This is a genomic window from Paraburkholderia sp. MM5477-R1, assembly GCF_050436385.1.
In the GTDB taxonomy this organism is placed as follows: Bacteria; Pseudomonadota; Gammaproteobacteria; order Burkholderiales; family Burkholderiaceae; genus Paraburkholderia; species Paraburkholderia tuberum.
The window spans coordinates 176,035-189,220 of the sequence record NZ_JBNDMC010000004.1 but is presented as its reverse complement, the minus strand read 5'-3'; the positions used below and the strand labels follow the sequence as shown (position 1 = coordinate 189,220).

11 protein-coding genes and 3 pseudogenes are annotated in these 13,186 nt (G+C 57.7%); 10 read left to right on the top strand and 4 right to left on the bottom strand.

Going from position 1 to position 13,186, the window contains the following annotated elements:
- Positions 1-33: 33 nt before the first annotated feature.
- A pseudogene (locus OKW35_RS11260) lies at positions 34-438 on the bottom strand (DUF4158 domain-containing protein); the annotation flags it as partial.
- A gap of 215 nt (positions 439-653) precedes the next feature.
- Here OKW35_RS11260 and OKW35_RS11255 point away from each other — a divergent pair.
- The 7 genes and pseudogenes from OKW35_RS11255 to OKW35_RS11225 all read left to right on the top strand — a co-directional run bounded on the left by OKW35_RS11255 (position 654) and on the right by OKW35_RS11225 (position 4,674).
- A complete protein-coding gene (locus tag OKW35_RS11255) occupies positions 654-857 on the top strand; it encodes a GNAT family N-acetyltransferase (RefSeq protein WP_143037203.1) in 204 nt (67 codons plus the stop codon).
- Between the two features lie 523 nt (positions 858-1,380).
- Positions 1,381-1,644 carry a hypothetical protein gene (locus OKW35_RS11250; RefSeq protein ID WP_429551992.1) on the top strand — a complete coding sequence of 88 codons (264 nt, stop codon included), beginning with the start codon at positions 1,381-1,383 and terminating at the stop codon, positions 1,642-1,644.
- A gap of 362 nt (positions 1,645-2,006) precedes the next feature.
- Positions 2,007-2,207: a DUF2905 domain-containing protein gene (locus OKW35_RS11245; RefSeq protein WP_429551991.1), complete on the top strand. Its 201-nt coding sequence runs from the start codon at positions 2,007-2,009 to the stop codon at positions 2,205-2,207.
- Between the two features lie 206 nt (positions 2,208-2,413).
- A pseudogene (locus OKW35_RS11240) lies at positions 2,414-2,719 on the top strand (integrase core domain-containing protein); the annotation flags it as partial.
- 64 nt (positions 2,720-2,783) lie between these two features.
- Entirely contained in the window at positions 2,784-3,518 is a 735-nt protein-coding gene (locus OKW35_RS11235) for a tyrosine-type recombinase/integrase (RefSeq protein WP_429551990.1), read from the top strand.
- Positions 3,519-3,673: 155 nt separating this feature from the next.
- Entirely contained in the window at positions 3,674-4,057 is a 384-nt protein-coding gene (locus OKW35_RS11230; RefSeq protein ID WP_429551989.1) for a site-specific integrase, read from the top strand.
- Positions 4,006-4,674, top strand: a complete 669-nt coding sequence (locus OKW35_RS11225) for a tyrosine-type recombinase/integrase (RefSeq protein WP_429551988.1) — start codon at positions 4,006-4,008, stop codon at positions 4,672-4,674. Before OKW35_RS11230 ends, OKW35_RS11225 begins: the two co-directional genes overlap by 52 nt.
- A gap of 10 nt (positions 4,675-4,684) precedes the next feature.
- Here the strand turns inward: OKW35_RS11225 and OKW35_RS11220 are convergent.
- Positions 4,685-4,909: pseudogene (locus tag OKW35_RS11220) on the bottom strand (hypothetical protein); the annotation flags it as partial.
- A gap of 695 nt (positions 4,910-5,604) precedes the next feature.
- Here OKW35_RS11220 and cphA point away from each other — a divergent pair.
- From cphA to OKW35_RS11205, 3 genes are all read left to right on the top strand, one after another.
- Positions 5,605-8,403: a cyanophycin synthetase gene (gene cphA, locus OKW35_RS11215; protein ID WP_429551987.1), complete on the top strand. Its 2,799-nt coding sequence runs from the start codon at positions 5,605-5,607 to the stop codon at positions 8,401-8,403.
- Positions 8,404-8,527: 124 nt separating this feature from the next.
- Entirely contained in the window at positions 8,528-8,860 is a 333-nt protein-coding gene (locus OKW35_RS11210) for a hypothetical protein (protein WP_429551986.1), read from the top strand.
- 152 nt (positions 8,861-9,012) lie between these two features.
- Positions 9,013-10,707, top strand: a complete 1,695-nt coding sequence (locus OKW35_RS11205) for a transglutaminase domain-containing protein (RefSeq protein ID WP_429551985.1) — start codon at positions 9,013-9,015, stop codon at positions 10,705-10,707.
- A 27-nt stretch (positions 10,708-10,734) separates the two neighbouring features.
- On the opposite strand, the gene OKW35_RS11200 is transcribed toward OKW35_RS11205, so the two are convergent.
- Together OKW35_RS11200 and OKW35_RS11195 are read right to left on the bottom strand one after the other, a co-directional pair.
- On the bottom strand, positions 10,735-11,559 hold the full coding sequence (locus OKW35_RS11200) for a cyanophycinase (protein ID WP_429551984.1): 825 nt from the start codon (positions 11,557-11,559) through the stop codon (positions 10,735-10,737).
- Between the two features lie 249 nt (positions 11,560-11,808).
- Positions 11,809-12,684, bottom strand: coding sequence for a cyanophycinase (locus OKW35_RS11195; protein WP_429551983.1), 876 nt, complete (start codon positions 12,682-12,684; stop codon positions 11,809-11,811).
- Positions 12,685-13,186: the final 502 nt, after the last annotated feature.

Sequence of the window (13,186 nt, the reverse complement as noted above, 5' to 3'; positions counted from 1 at the left end):
GACGATCATCCTTCCGGGGAAGAAGCTTTCCCGCTCCGCAGCGTCCTGTCGCATCCACGCTTCCAGTTCCGCCCAGTGCTTTGGTCCGATCGACGTGATGCCGAGATATTCGCAGGTCCAGAGCTGATGCTCATACAGTGTCTTATAACGCTTATAGAGCGTGCGGAGGGAGGCGATCGTGGGGGTGGGTAGGCTGAGCCGCTCGCCGACATAGCGCAACAGTTCGCGTGGCAGTGTGCCGACATGATCGAGAGTGTGGCCACTGGCACGCAGATAGACCAACTGGATCGCAACGCCGGCACGGTGATGGCGACGAAAACGCTCTTTGACCGCCGCAACGTCGCTGTCAGTCAACGCGAAGTAGCGCTCCACGTCGAATTCCGAAAGTCGGGCGGGCAGGCGATCTTGTCCCACATATCGAGATTCCAGACCTGGCATCTCCGTCTCCCGACAAGGTCGCGCGATCCATAATCGCGGGCAGGTATGTTATCGCAGATCCTTTTGCGACCTCCTGACGACAGTCAGAGCCGATGGCAGCCCTATAAAAAAGGCTCGGCGAAGAAACCGCCAGATTTAGCACGGAAAGGACGGATACCCCGACCCCCAGCGGCCCGATACTCAGCAGCCTGCGCTGGCCCGGCCGGCTGCTGGCCGTGAAAGAGGAAGATGCCTTGGCTAACCATGCGTTTTGCAATTTCGGCGAGAAGCGGGTAGAGGCAATCTGCGACGATCTGAACGCACCAGGCGTTCGGGTCTGTGAACGCACCGGGATGCAACTGGAAGGGGTGTTGCGACAGGAGCGGCGCGCTCCAGATGGTAGTTTGCGAAATACGCGCATCTATTCAAAGCTAGCTTGACCTCTCGCTGGGCTGGGCGAGTATTGGCCGGTTTGGGACGTTCAATGTTGGCGGCCAATTTGTCGACAATCGGATCGACCCGTTGCCTGCGCACCAGACACGGGAAACGAACGCGATGGAATCAGCCAACATACGAGCCTGACTGGTCTCTCGCCGATTAGCCGGGATCGGGAATTCCAGCTCTGGCGAGTCGGGTCGAGCGCATCTTTACGTATTCCGAATCAGACAACAGCCCGGGAGAGGGTTGACTCCAAGTCAGCTCGGAAGGCGACCCAAGATAAAGGATGGCGTCGAGCTGATCTTGCATCACTGGAGATCGTGTCGGATCAACGTAGATTTCCACCATGGCATCGCTGTCCTTGGCGAACATCGGAGCGGATAATACGATCGGAAGCTTGCTTGTCCGAGTGGTGTGCCTCGGATGAACGCAAGACTATAGCCGCATGGGCACCTTCGCGCACCTGATCCGACCGCCGATAGACTAAAATCCGACGTCCTGTCACACAAATCCGGGACTCACTTTATGCGTCGAGACTACTTTTCTGTTTGCCTGGCCACCGTCACGATGACTTACTTGCTAAGCGCTTGCGCGGCCTCGCCGCCCGGCATCCCGTCACCCGTTGTCGGTGCAGATCGCGATGCACATGGTTGTATTGGTTCGGCTGGGTATTCCTGGTGTGAATCCACGCACCAATGCGAACGTCCTTGGGAACTCGCCAGGCAGAAGGGTTTCGCGCTCTCCGCAGAACAGTTTGCTCACTACTGCACGGTTGGATCAGCCGATTAATCAATGACTTCAATGCGCGGACGCGTCAACAATGCCCTCTGGCGAGCAGCGTGCATGCTCGATAGAATCGGCTTGGCCCCGCTTGTCCGCACTGGCAGATTTTCTGATGTGCCGGCAGGACGCCGTGTCGCATCCCCGTCTCAAGGCGGCCATTGGGCCGACGGACAATCGAACGGCAGAGCAGGATCGGCTATGGTCCCCCGCCTAGGGGCAATTGGCGGCAGAAAGCGTTGTCGAGCGTCCTTCATGTCGCCCAGGAACAGATATTCGTCGACGCGGTGGCTCAAAATTCAATCGGCGCGGATACTCCGCCTGCGTGGGGCTATGATGACCACGTCGGCTACCGTGAGTGACGACGCCCCATGAACCGTTTCCTGATCGTTATTGGCACACTGTGCATTCTTGCCGGCCTCGGATGGCATTGGCTCGCGCGCATCCCGTTCGGCCGACTGCCCGGCGACATCCATATCGTCCGCGACGGATTCAACTTTCACTTCCCGATCGTCACGTGCATCGTGCTTTCGGTCGTGGTGTCCGTGCTGTTGTGGTTCTTGCGGCGTTGAGCGCGGCTCCGCGTCGGAGCATACAATGGCGACGAACTGTAGGCGCAAATCGGTCGGAAAGCCTGATCAGGAGCCGATGGCAAGTTCACACGTGTCGACGAGTTGCTGCCCTGGTACGTTGCCGACAGATTGCGCCAAGCGAACTGACCCACCAAACCAAACCGTTTGACAGTCGCGACTCGTGTCGAATGGCCGTTGTACCTAAGCAATACGTCAGCATTCGCTACAGCGAACGGCTGGCTGAAGCGGGCATCGAACCGTCGGTCGGCAGCCGGGGCGACAGCTATGACAACGCCTTGGCTGAAACGATCAACGGCTTGTACAAGGCGGAACTGATTCATCGCCGCGCCTGGAAAACGCGGGAATCCGTTGAACTGGCAACGCTGGAATGGGTGGCCTGGTTCAATCATCATCGATTGATGGAACCCCTCGGCTATATCCCGCCCGCTGAAGCTGAGGCAAACTACTATCGGCAACTTGAAACAGCTGCCGCTGAACCGGCATTAACTTAAACCAACCAGCCTCCACGATTCCCGGGGCGGTTCAGTTACTGAGTATCTCAGTCTTCGACGCAGTTTGGGGTTCAAGCTGCACGATGCGGGCAAAGCGTTACTCGATTTCGTCACCTTCATGGAACAGCATCGTGCTCCCTACATTACTCAAGCATTGGCTCTCGCCTGGGCGCAACAGCCATTCGAAGCCCAACCCGCACACTGGACGACTCGACTGAGCTTCGTACGCGAGTTTGCACGTCATCGCAGCGCCACCGATTCGCGCACGCAAATTCCAGCGCAAGGCCTGCTGCCGTTCCAACCGAAACGGGCTCGACCGTACCTGTATTCGGACGATGAGATTCGGGACCTACTGCGGGCCGCCCTCCAAATACCATGCCGCTATGAGCGAAGTGCGCTGCGGCCCTGGACGTTCTATTGCCTGCTCGGGTTGCTGAGTGTGTCGGGCATGCGTCTCGGGGAAGCACGCAATCTTGAGCTAAGGGACGTGGACCTCACCACTGGGGTGCTAACAATCCGTGGCACCAAATTCGGTAAGTCCCGGCTCGTGCCTCTGCATGACTCGACTCGCCAGGTGCTTGCCGACTACATCGAGCGACGTAATCGTCACTGGGCCGGTCGGCCAGTGTCTTCCTATCTGTTTGTTTCCAACCGGGGCAATCGGCTGGATGGCGCAGAGGTACATCGGACTTTCTATACGCTGTCACGACAGGTCGGCCTGCGCGGCGTTTCCGACGATCATGGGCCACGCCTGCACGATATGAGGCACGCCTTTGCGACGAACACGCTCGTGCACTAGTACCGATCTGAACAGGATCCGGAGCGTTGCCTGCCGATCCTGTCAGCTTACCTCGGCCACGTCCATGTCGCCGATACGCAGTGGTATTTAAGCGGCTCACCGGAACTCATGCACGAGGCCATGCGCCGACTCGAACAGCGTTGGGAGAACCGGCCATGACCACGTCCGCCAGCCTCGCTCCTCTGCTCGAGCGTTTCTTTATGCAGCGACTGATGCAGCAGCGCCAGGCGAGTCCTCACACAATCAGTTCCTATCGCGATACCTTCCGTCAATTTCTGAAGTTCGTACAGCAGCGTTTGCATAAGCTACCGTCACGCCTGAATTTCGAGGAGATCGATGCACCTTTGATCGTCGCGTTTTTGAATGACCTCGAGAAACACAAGGGCGTAAGCATTCGCAGCCGCAATCTGCGGCTCACGGCAATTCATTTTCGTTCTTCCGCTATGCGGCGCTCGAGACGCCGACGCATTCCGCGCAGATCCAGCGTGTGCTTGCGATTCCCAGCAAACGCTTCACACGCACCCTCGTCAACTTCCTGACGCGCCCGGAAATTGATGCCTTGCTTGCCGCTCCTGACCAGCGTACGTGGTCAGGTCGACGCGACCACGCGTTCATACTCGTAGCGGTGCAGACGGGACTACGTTTGTCCGAAATGACCGGACTCAAACGCGAAGACGTCGTCCTCGGAACCGGCGCGCACGTGCGTGTGATCGGCAAGGGCCGTAAGGAACGCTGCACTCCCATCGCCAGATCCACGCTCGCGGTGCTGAAGGGCTGGCTACGAGAACCTCAACGCGGGAGTGGTGAAGTGCTGTTTCCGAGCGCCAAAGGCGAACGTCTGAGCGTCCACGGTGTGCAGTACCTGCTAAACAAGCATCGCGAGGCGGCGTCCCGAGTTTGCCCTTCGCCGAAGCAGAAACGGATCACCGTCCACCGCCTGAGGCATACGATGGCCATGGACCTTCTGCAGGCTGGCGTTGATCGTTCTGTGATCGCGTTGTGGCTCGGTCATGAATCGGTGGAAACCACGCAGATCTATCTCGAAGCAACTCTTGCGATGAAAGAGCAAGCCCTTGCGAAGACATCTCCGCCGCAGGGCAAGTCGCTTTGCTACCGGCCGACAGACCAACTCCTCGGTTTCCTGAATAGCCTGTAGGGCCGGCAAACTATGTCGGGGATGGGATGGGCTTCTTTGCGCCACGACGCACGAGTATCGGCGATCGTAAAAACTTGTTCTCGTTACCCGACATAGTCCGGAAGGGCAGATAGTGGCGCAGGGTGTGCATCGACACGCGCTTGTCGATCTGCGCGGCTTCGGCAGCGGCATGGATGGCGAGGTTCAGTTGCCGGGTGCTGAGCGGATCGATGGGATCAAGCCCGGGAAACAGCCACGTTCGCCGTGACGCAAGGACAGTTGCTCGCCAAGGTCCCTTGCTCCTGAGAGCCGATAGGCGTTCGGATTCGGCAAGATCTCAAATGTCGGGCAGAAAATTACGGAAGAGATGTTGCTTTATCTTGAAATGCCTCTATTTTTAAAGTGGCCGATCGGTCGGAGATGGTTCCGGGCAGTCATCGTGCTTGGAACACCCATGAGTGCGTCTCTGTTGCGACGACTACAAAGTGGCGCGCGTCTTACCTGTAATAACTCTCGTCCAGTTCAAGGTTATGACGCTGGAGCGTTAGGGTGTGGGTGACCGTTTAACACATCTACCACCGGCCAGGAGCACGACGTGAAGGCACCCTGCAGCATGTCCAGTCAGGTCCTCGCGCTCATCGAGCGGACCAGGTCAGGACCAGTGAGAAAGAAGGCTAGTGCTGCTCATCTCGGCAACGCGCTGTCAAGGCGGAGTCGTTTCGTGGCGATGCTGTTCTGCCATCTTGGCCGAGTCCATTCCCTGCATGAAAACGAAGCGAAGGCCCGTCGAGTCACGTTGGTGCTTGCGGTTTGCCGGACAGTGCTGGCGTGCACGATCCCCAATTTCGTCTCCCATCCACCTCACAACCGCATCAGATCAGGCCATGGCTGTAGGGACTTCGGCGGCTTTGGAGACCAATGACCTGAAACGAGACTGCAGGAGGTCATGAAATGGAAGTCAAGTCACTCATCGCTTATCAAGGACCCAATATTCATGCCCATTTCCCGGTCATTCGGTACACCATCGATCTGGGGGTGCTTGAAGAGTGGCCAACCGGGCGCCTCGGCCAAGGCTTCATCGAACGTCTCCTTGGCTATCTGCCCGGCCTTCGGGAACATGGCTGTTCCTATCAGGCCCCCGGTGGGTTCGTGCGGCGCATGGTCGAAGGCGAAGGAACGTGGCTGGGCCATGTCATGGAGCACGTAGCGATCGAACTGCAGAAGGTGGCAGGCTCGGATGTGAGTTTTGGCAAGACGCGCGCCGCCGGGCCGCGCGGGCATTACGACATAGTCTACGAATACCTGGACGAGGATGTCGGTCGGCAAGCCGGAGACCTTTCCCTGGCCCTGCTCGAGCACCTGCTTCCTGAAGACCTGAAGCTGAAGCCGGAGCGGAACTTCGATGACGCTTTCGACTTTGAACATGAACTGGATGAACTCATCCGTTATGCGCGGGGTTGCGACGTGGGACCTAGCACCGCCGCATTGGTGAGCGCCGCCATGAAGCGCTCGATTCCATGGACGCGCCTAAACCGCGGCAGCCTGATACGGCTCGGCTACGGCCGCTTCCAGAAAAGCATCAAGGCGACGCTCACCAGCGAGACCCGTCAGATCGCGGTAGACCTGGCTTCGGACAAGGCGGAGACCAACCGGATCCTGCGTGACGCGGGCCTGCCGGTGCCGAGGCAGCGCAAGGTCTATAGCGCCCGCGACGCCGTCCATAGTGCCGAACAGATCGGCTATCCCGTTGTGATCAAGCCATTGGACTCTAATCACGGGCAGGGTGTATCGGTTCAGGTTACAACCCCGGAGCGGGTGGAGCTCGCTTTTGAGAGGGCTCAGGAGTACAGCGAGGCAGTGCTCGTCGAAAGCTATATACCGGGGTCTGATTACCGCATGCTGGTCGTCAATGATCAATTGTTGGCGGTTGCCAGACGCATCCCCGCACATGTGTCAGGTGACGGTGTTCACACCATCGAGGAGTTGGTGGACGAGGTTAACAAGGATCCACGCCGGGGTGCGGGACATGAAAACGTGCTCACCCGCGTGGAGCTCGACGGCGTGGCAGAACGCTTCCTCGCTGACAAGGGTTATGGTCCCACGACGGTGCCTGTGGCGGGCGAGATCGTCTACTTGTGCGCCACCGCCAACCTTTCCACCGGCGGCACCGCCATCGATGTTACCGATAGCGTGCACCCGGACAACCGGGAGATGGCCGTCCGGGCCATCAGGGCCATCGGCCTGGACGTCGGGGGAGCTGATTTCATTACCACGGATATCTCCGCGCCATATCGTGAGACCGGCGGGGCCATGTGCGAGGTGAATGCTTGCCCGGGTCTACGGATGCATCTGGCGCCCACTGAAGGAACGCCCAGGGACGTTGCCGGTCCCATCATCGATATGCTGTTTCCACCCGGTGCTCCAAGCACCATTCCCATTGCCAGCATTACCGGCACCAATGGCAAGACCACCACCTCGCGCATGCTCGCTCATATCTTGAAACTGGCGGGGTACACGGTGGGTTTGGGCACCACCGACGGCATCTATCTCGACGGACGGTTGACTGTGAAGGGTGACATGACCGGAGTGACGTCCGCCCGCATGATTCTTGCGGACCCCGCCGTGGATGCCGCCGTACTGGAGACGGCCCGGGGCGGCCTGCTGCGGCGGGGTCTGGGCTATCCGGAATGCAGCGTGGCGGGCTGCCTCAATGTGACCGCCGATCACCTAGGCCTGCGCGGGGTCGAAACGGTGGAGCAAATGGCGGAGGTCAAGCGCATCGTCGTCGAGGTGGCGAAGGAGATGGCCGTCCTCAACGCTGACGACGCCTTGTGCCTGAAGATGGCGGATCATAGTCACGCAAACCGCCTGGGCTACGTGACCATGAACGCGGCTCACCCCTTGGTAAATGAGCACGTCCAGGCGGGCGGCGTGGCGGTCGTGCTGGAGGAAGAGATAAACGGCCACATGGTCTGCCTGTGGGACAGCGGTCACCGTTTTCCTTTGTTGTGGACTCACGTGATCCCGGCCACGGTGCAGGGGCTCGCATTCCACAATGTGCAGAACGCGATGTTCGCTGCGGCCCTCGCCCACGGCCTCGGGATCGATCTCGAGAGCATCCGCCGTGGCCTGCGCACCTTTGATAACACCTTCCTCCAGACCCCCGGCCGCCTGAACATCTACGATCAGCATCCCTTCAGGGTGATTTTGGACTATGCCCATAACCCCGCGGCCGTGAAAACCATGTGCGGTTTGGTAGACCGGTTGGGAGCCGAGCGTGCGAAGATCGTTTCGCTGACGGTTCCCGGCGACCGCCGTGACGAGGACATCCTGGAGATCGGCCGTATCGCGGCGGGACACTTTGAGCACTACATTTGTCACAGGGACAGTGACTCGCGTGGGCGGGATCACCTTGAAGTGCCGGAAATGCTGCGAGAGTCACTACGCAAGAATGGAGTCGGGGCAGAGCAGATCGAGGTCATAGCCGATGAGCAGACGGCGAATCAGTCGGCGCTCGAAATGGCCGGGCCTGGCGACTTGCTCCTCTTGTTGAGCGAAGACTACACACGTGCCTGGGAGCAGATCGTGCGTTTCAGGCCAGACGCGCAAACAGGGCACGCCATTGAGAGAAGGCCGACCCCAGTCAAGATCCGTCAAGACGACCTGGGCGGGTTCGGGTGGGACAGTAGTAGCATGGAGATCATTCGTGACGGGCGCGGCGTGCGGTTGGCGCGAGAGATTGAAGACTGAATGACTGTTCGCCGTGGTTACGACGACCTGCCAGGCGGTCGCAAGCGGACCTGGTGACAGGGCTCCAGGGCGGATGAAGCGTGAGGTCCGTCCTTCATGGAGTTCAATACCTTGGAGACTCAAAATGGATGAGAAACAGAAATTTCTTCTCTACAACGATAACGACGCCACGCTGGATGCCTCCTCGAGGCGGAGGGTGGCCGTCGAAATCGCCCTGGACCTGATACGTCATGAAGCAATGAGCGGGTCTTCGCGCAATCCTCTGGATTCAAATCTAAGGCATCTCTCGGACTTTGCCGATTTTATTCAAGAGGCCTTGAGAGGTGGTGAGCAAGAAGACTTGAGAGGCAGTGAGCGAGAGGACCTGAGAGACAGGGAGCGAGACGACCTGAGAGACAGGGAGCGGGAAAACGTGAGAGGCAGGGAGCGGGAAACGTCGAGAGGCCGACAGCATTAGCGGTCTTGGTGCGCTTGTGCGCAGAAGGCGCAGCGCACACCCTCAAGGAGCTCTGTTGCGGTTTCAAGCGCCGCCTCCGACAAGACTTGGAGAGAATGGGTCGGGCGTATGCCCGGCCCATGCCTCACCGATCAGAATGATCCGGGGGATTTGTGATCACCTCGATAAAACCGCTCTTTGCAAAGAACATCACCTCTATAGATAGCAATGAGGAAGATGCGATCTTCGTCGTAGATCCGGAGCTTGGGGCTCTTGGCAAAATTGACGTTCGGACGGGATTCTTTCAAGGAGTTGTCAACTTCAAAAGCTTCAACGAATTCAAGGGGGCAGGTGCCATATGTATGCGACCGGATGGCATTATAAATTATTCGCGTTTTAATAGAATCTATGCGCTCGGGATAGAAAATGGGATGGTCTATGAAGTTATGGACACCGTCACAATCAATGACGCAAGAGATGTTGTCGGTCTATATTGGAAAGGCGGTAGATATTACGTGGCTGATAGTAGCGGGATCCTGTTCATTCTGGATGGGGATCGGCCAATACGGTCAGTGGATGTGGGCAATAGAATAAACGATATTACCTTGCATGGGGATCGCCTCTTCATATTGAGTGACATTAGTCGGGCCATTTATATATACAGTCTTGACGGGACTCATTTGGCATCGCTGACGACACCCCATGAGGGGGCGTCTGGAATAGCTTCAGTTAAAACATCAGATATACAAAGATCTGGCATTTATATATACTACAATCAGAAAAGTTGGGACGTCTTTGATGATGCGGGCGCGAAGCCGGCTGTCGACAACAGTCCAAATATAAAACTCAACAGGAACATTTCAGATGGCTTTATAGAGAAACTTGATTATAAAATAATGGGGCTTGGTACGGCTGGAAATTTCGGGCTTTCGGATGGTTACGAAGTGGAATTTTCTTATGCCGAAATGCTCAAGCCTGCCCATGATATTCTGGAAAGGATCAAGGGCGTCAAGATGTGCGTCAGGTTGTCGATTCCGGTCGAGACGCGAAGGCAGAAGGTGAAATCAGTAAAGATTATTGGAGATGTTCCTGGGATTATAAGAAGGGACGAAAGCGGCAACGAGATTGCGGAATTCGATTTCAGGGGCGTTGAGCTTGATAAAGAACGCCGTTACTTCGGCTACAGCGCCGTAATTGAACTATATGGGATAAGGTTCAAGTTGAATGTCCCGGATTCAGGCTATCCAGACGAAATTAAGACGCGATTTCTTAAGAGAGAGCTCAGGTACGATATGGATAGGCAAGAGTTAAGGCGCATTGCTGCGGACCTGATTTCGGCGATCCCGAGAAAAGAGCGCGGAAATGTAGTCAAGATTGCGAAAACCGTGCGTGAATATGTTTATAGCAGGTTGGCGTACCGCTACAACAACACGTATACAAGTCCCGTTGAGACCTTGAGAAGCGGCGAAGGGACTTGCGGAAAGTACATGGAGCTGTTGATAGGATTAATGAGGCTTTGCGGGGTGGCATGCAGGCCGGTCGGGGATTTCAAGGTTCCCGAGTACAAACTGAGATATGCAAGGGTCAACTCGGTCTGTGTACCGGATTATGATCATGCGTGGGTAGAGTTCTATGTCCCCGCGGTAGGATGGGTACCTATGGAAAGCTCATCGGACAATCTGCCGGAAAGGCACGAAAGGTTTTTTGGCGCTCTATCGTGGATCTATATAGAAAACAGCAGGACGGAAAAGATGTGCGAGATATGCAGGCCCGACTCTTGGGAAAAGGTCGGTAACGATCTGATGTATTCGGACCTTTTCGTACCTGACATTCAGATCAAGATTCTCCGGGAGGCCTCGTTGCACTAGTCGCTCCCTGACGGGATGAATGCGAAATTAGCGCCTTATGCTCGCCATATGCGCTGTTAAATCGTACAGGCTGCCTTCAACCAGTATGTCCAGGTGCAGGCCAACTACGCTTACTGGGGCATGGCGGCGATCCGGATGTATGGCGGAGTGTTGCAGTTGGGAGGGGTCCACAATGGTGATGCCGCCGCTGCCCAGGACCTGCAGCCTCTGATCCGGACCGATAAAGGCGGCGGTGTCTTCATCCAGGCCGATGCCGATGGCAAGTGGGTTGTAAGTCAAGGCCATGAGCAGACGCCCGAGCCGGTCCTGGTGGCGAAAGTGCTGATCGATGATCAACCGCTCGATCAGGCCCAAGCCCGGCGCTAATTGAACAATGTCAGCACGCGGCGTAGTGCCACTCTCACCGGCCGCAATCATCTGCCCGGGCAGGAATGCTGCGCCAGCGGAGGTGCCGGCCACGTGCATACCCTGTGCATTCCGGTTGCGAATTTTCTGCGCCATCGAAGTACCACCTAGCGTCTCGGAAAGATGGACCGGGTCGCTCCCCGTGAGGAAAAGCCCGTCGACAATATCGAGCATGTCCAGGTTTCGCTTCGCCTCGCAGTCGGTTCGGGTCTCACATTTGAGGGCACTGACCCGATCCCCCCCCCGATCACGGAACGCCCTTTCATAACGGCGGCCGGCGTCCTTGGTCGCGGAGCCCGTAAGGATGATGCCGATATGCGCGCGGGAGCCGCCGCAAATCTCGATGAAGCGGCGCAGGATGGCAGCGTTTCGTACTAGCCTTCCATCGCCCCCGATGGGGACGATAAAGCCTCGTGTACCGCCAATGGGCGCCTTTGCACAACTCAACTTTCACTCCGATAGAGTGGCCAAATCTTGAAGTAGCCCAAGTCTCGTGCAGCCACCACGTACCCCACTTTTCCGGCCGGAGTTTTGTTGCTGCCGGGCTCAAAATCAGCTGACGTCTTATCTTCGCGTCTTCGAGGGGTTGACGCATGATATGCGATTTTATATCGGCAAGCGGAACGTGGAGCGGGGCAGCACAGATACGCGCTGCCCCGCTTCGTGGATGATCCGGCTTTTGCCTCTTCTAGCCGATCAGGTCAGAGCAGTAGCGTTCGATCCACTGGGGACGTAACTCCGCGCAGACAACGTACCGCCTACCAGGCTATGCGTCCCGAGATGATACATATTGCCATCAACCAGGATATGCAGACGTATTCCGGTCAAGCCTACCGGGTCGTCATGGCGAACGGAATCAGCTGCAGAGTTGCGCAGATTCGACCCGTCGATGATGGTGACGCCGCCGCTGCCTACCACCTCCAGCATTTCGTCTGGACCGATGAACGCAGCCGTATCCTCGTCCAGCCCAATGCCCACCCCGAACGGGATGGAAGCCACTGCCGTGAGCAGGCGTCCGAGCCGATCCCGCTGGCCAAAGTGTTGGTCGATAACAAAACGGCTGATGAGCCCCAAGCCCGGTGCCAGGTCGACCATCCCGGCGCGGGGCGTGGCCCCGCTCTTCCCCCCGGCAATCATGGCAGCTGACATGGCGGAGGCCCCGGCCGAGGTCCCGGCTACGTGCATGCCGTGTGCGTTACGGCTATGAAGCTTCTCCGCCGCCGGCGTGTCGCTCAGCATCTCGGCGAGGCGTACCTGGTCGCCCCCGGTCATGAAGACCCCGTCGGCGTGATCGAGCACCTTCAGGTATCTGTCCGATTCGCAGTCGCGGCGTGTCTTGAATGGCAGGATACTGACTCGGTCAGCGCCGAGATCGCGGAACACCGACTCATAGAGATCCCCCGTGTCATCCAGCGAGGAGGCAGTGGGGATGACCGCAATGTGCGCGCGCGACCCACCGCAAAGTTTCACGAAACGGCGCAGAATAACCGGGTTCCGAACCCGATTTTCCGCGCCGCCAATAGGGATAATAAAGCCTCGCGTGGCACCCTTCGGCGATCTTCCGGAACGCATACCATTCACTCCTTCTCAAAGCTTGACCGGCGACCTGGCGGTCCGCCCTAGGCACGACAATCGCAGCTATCTCCCCGATGATTCGAGCAGCGCCACAACCGTGCTGAATCAGTCGGGCAGCACCTTCGTGGGCGCTGTGTAGCAACCCGCGAACCTGAAGCCTGCAGCAATAGTGGACAGGTAGGTTTGCATCTTCCTCGCGTCACACAAGACCTGCACCTGCCCCACACCTTACAATATTTTTAAAGCAAAAAATGCACCAACGTTTTTATCCGCATGGGTTGGGTGCGAACCCTTGCGCAGATCGCGATTACGAACGAGCCCGCGAGAAGTTCGGCCCGCCGCGGAAGCGCATCAATAACAGATGCACGCAATAAGTGCATATTTGAACCGATGTGGTGCGATGCTGACGCATCGACTCAAGTATCGCAGGTGGCGCTTGGCGCCGGAGCGTCGCAATTCCTCTGTTACCAGTCGACGTACCCGGCAGATCGGTCAAACG

Excerpts from the sequence above, each read along its gene's own strand:
- OKW35_RS11250 (WP_429551992.1), top strand. The coding sequence starts at position 1,381 with ATGCGTCGAGACTACTTTTCTGTTTGCCTGGCCACCGTCACGATGACT.
- OKW35_RS11245 (WP_429551991.1), top strand. The coding sequence starts at position 2,007 with ATGAACCGTTTCCTGATCGTTATTGGCACACTGTGCATTCTTGCCGGC.
- OKW35_RS11230 (WP_429551989.1), top strand. The coding sequence starts at position 3,674 with ATGACCACGTCCGCCAGCCTCGCTCCTCTGCTCGAGCGTTTCTTTATG.
- cphA (WP_429551987.1), top strand. The coding sequence starts at position 5,605 with ATGGAAGTCAAGTCACTCATCGCTTATCAAGGACCCAATATTCATGCC.
- OKW35_RS11210 (WP_429551986.1), top strand. The coding sequence starts at position 8,528 with ATGGATGAGAAACAGAAATTTCTTCTCTACAACGATAACGACGCCACG.
- OKW35_RS11195 (WP_429551983.1), bottom strand. The coding sequence starts at position 12,684 with ATGCGTTCCGGAAGATCGCCGAAGGGTGCCACGCGAGGCTTTATTATC.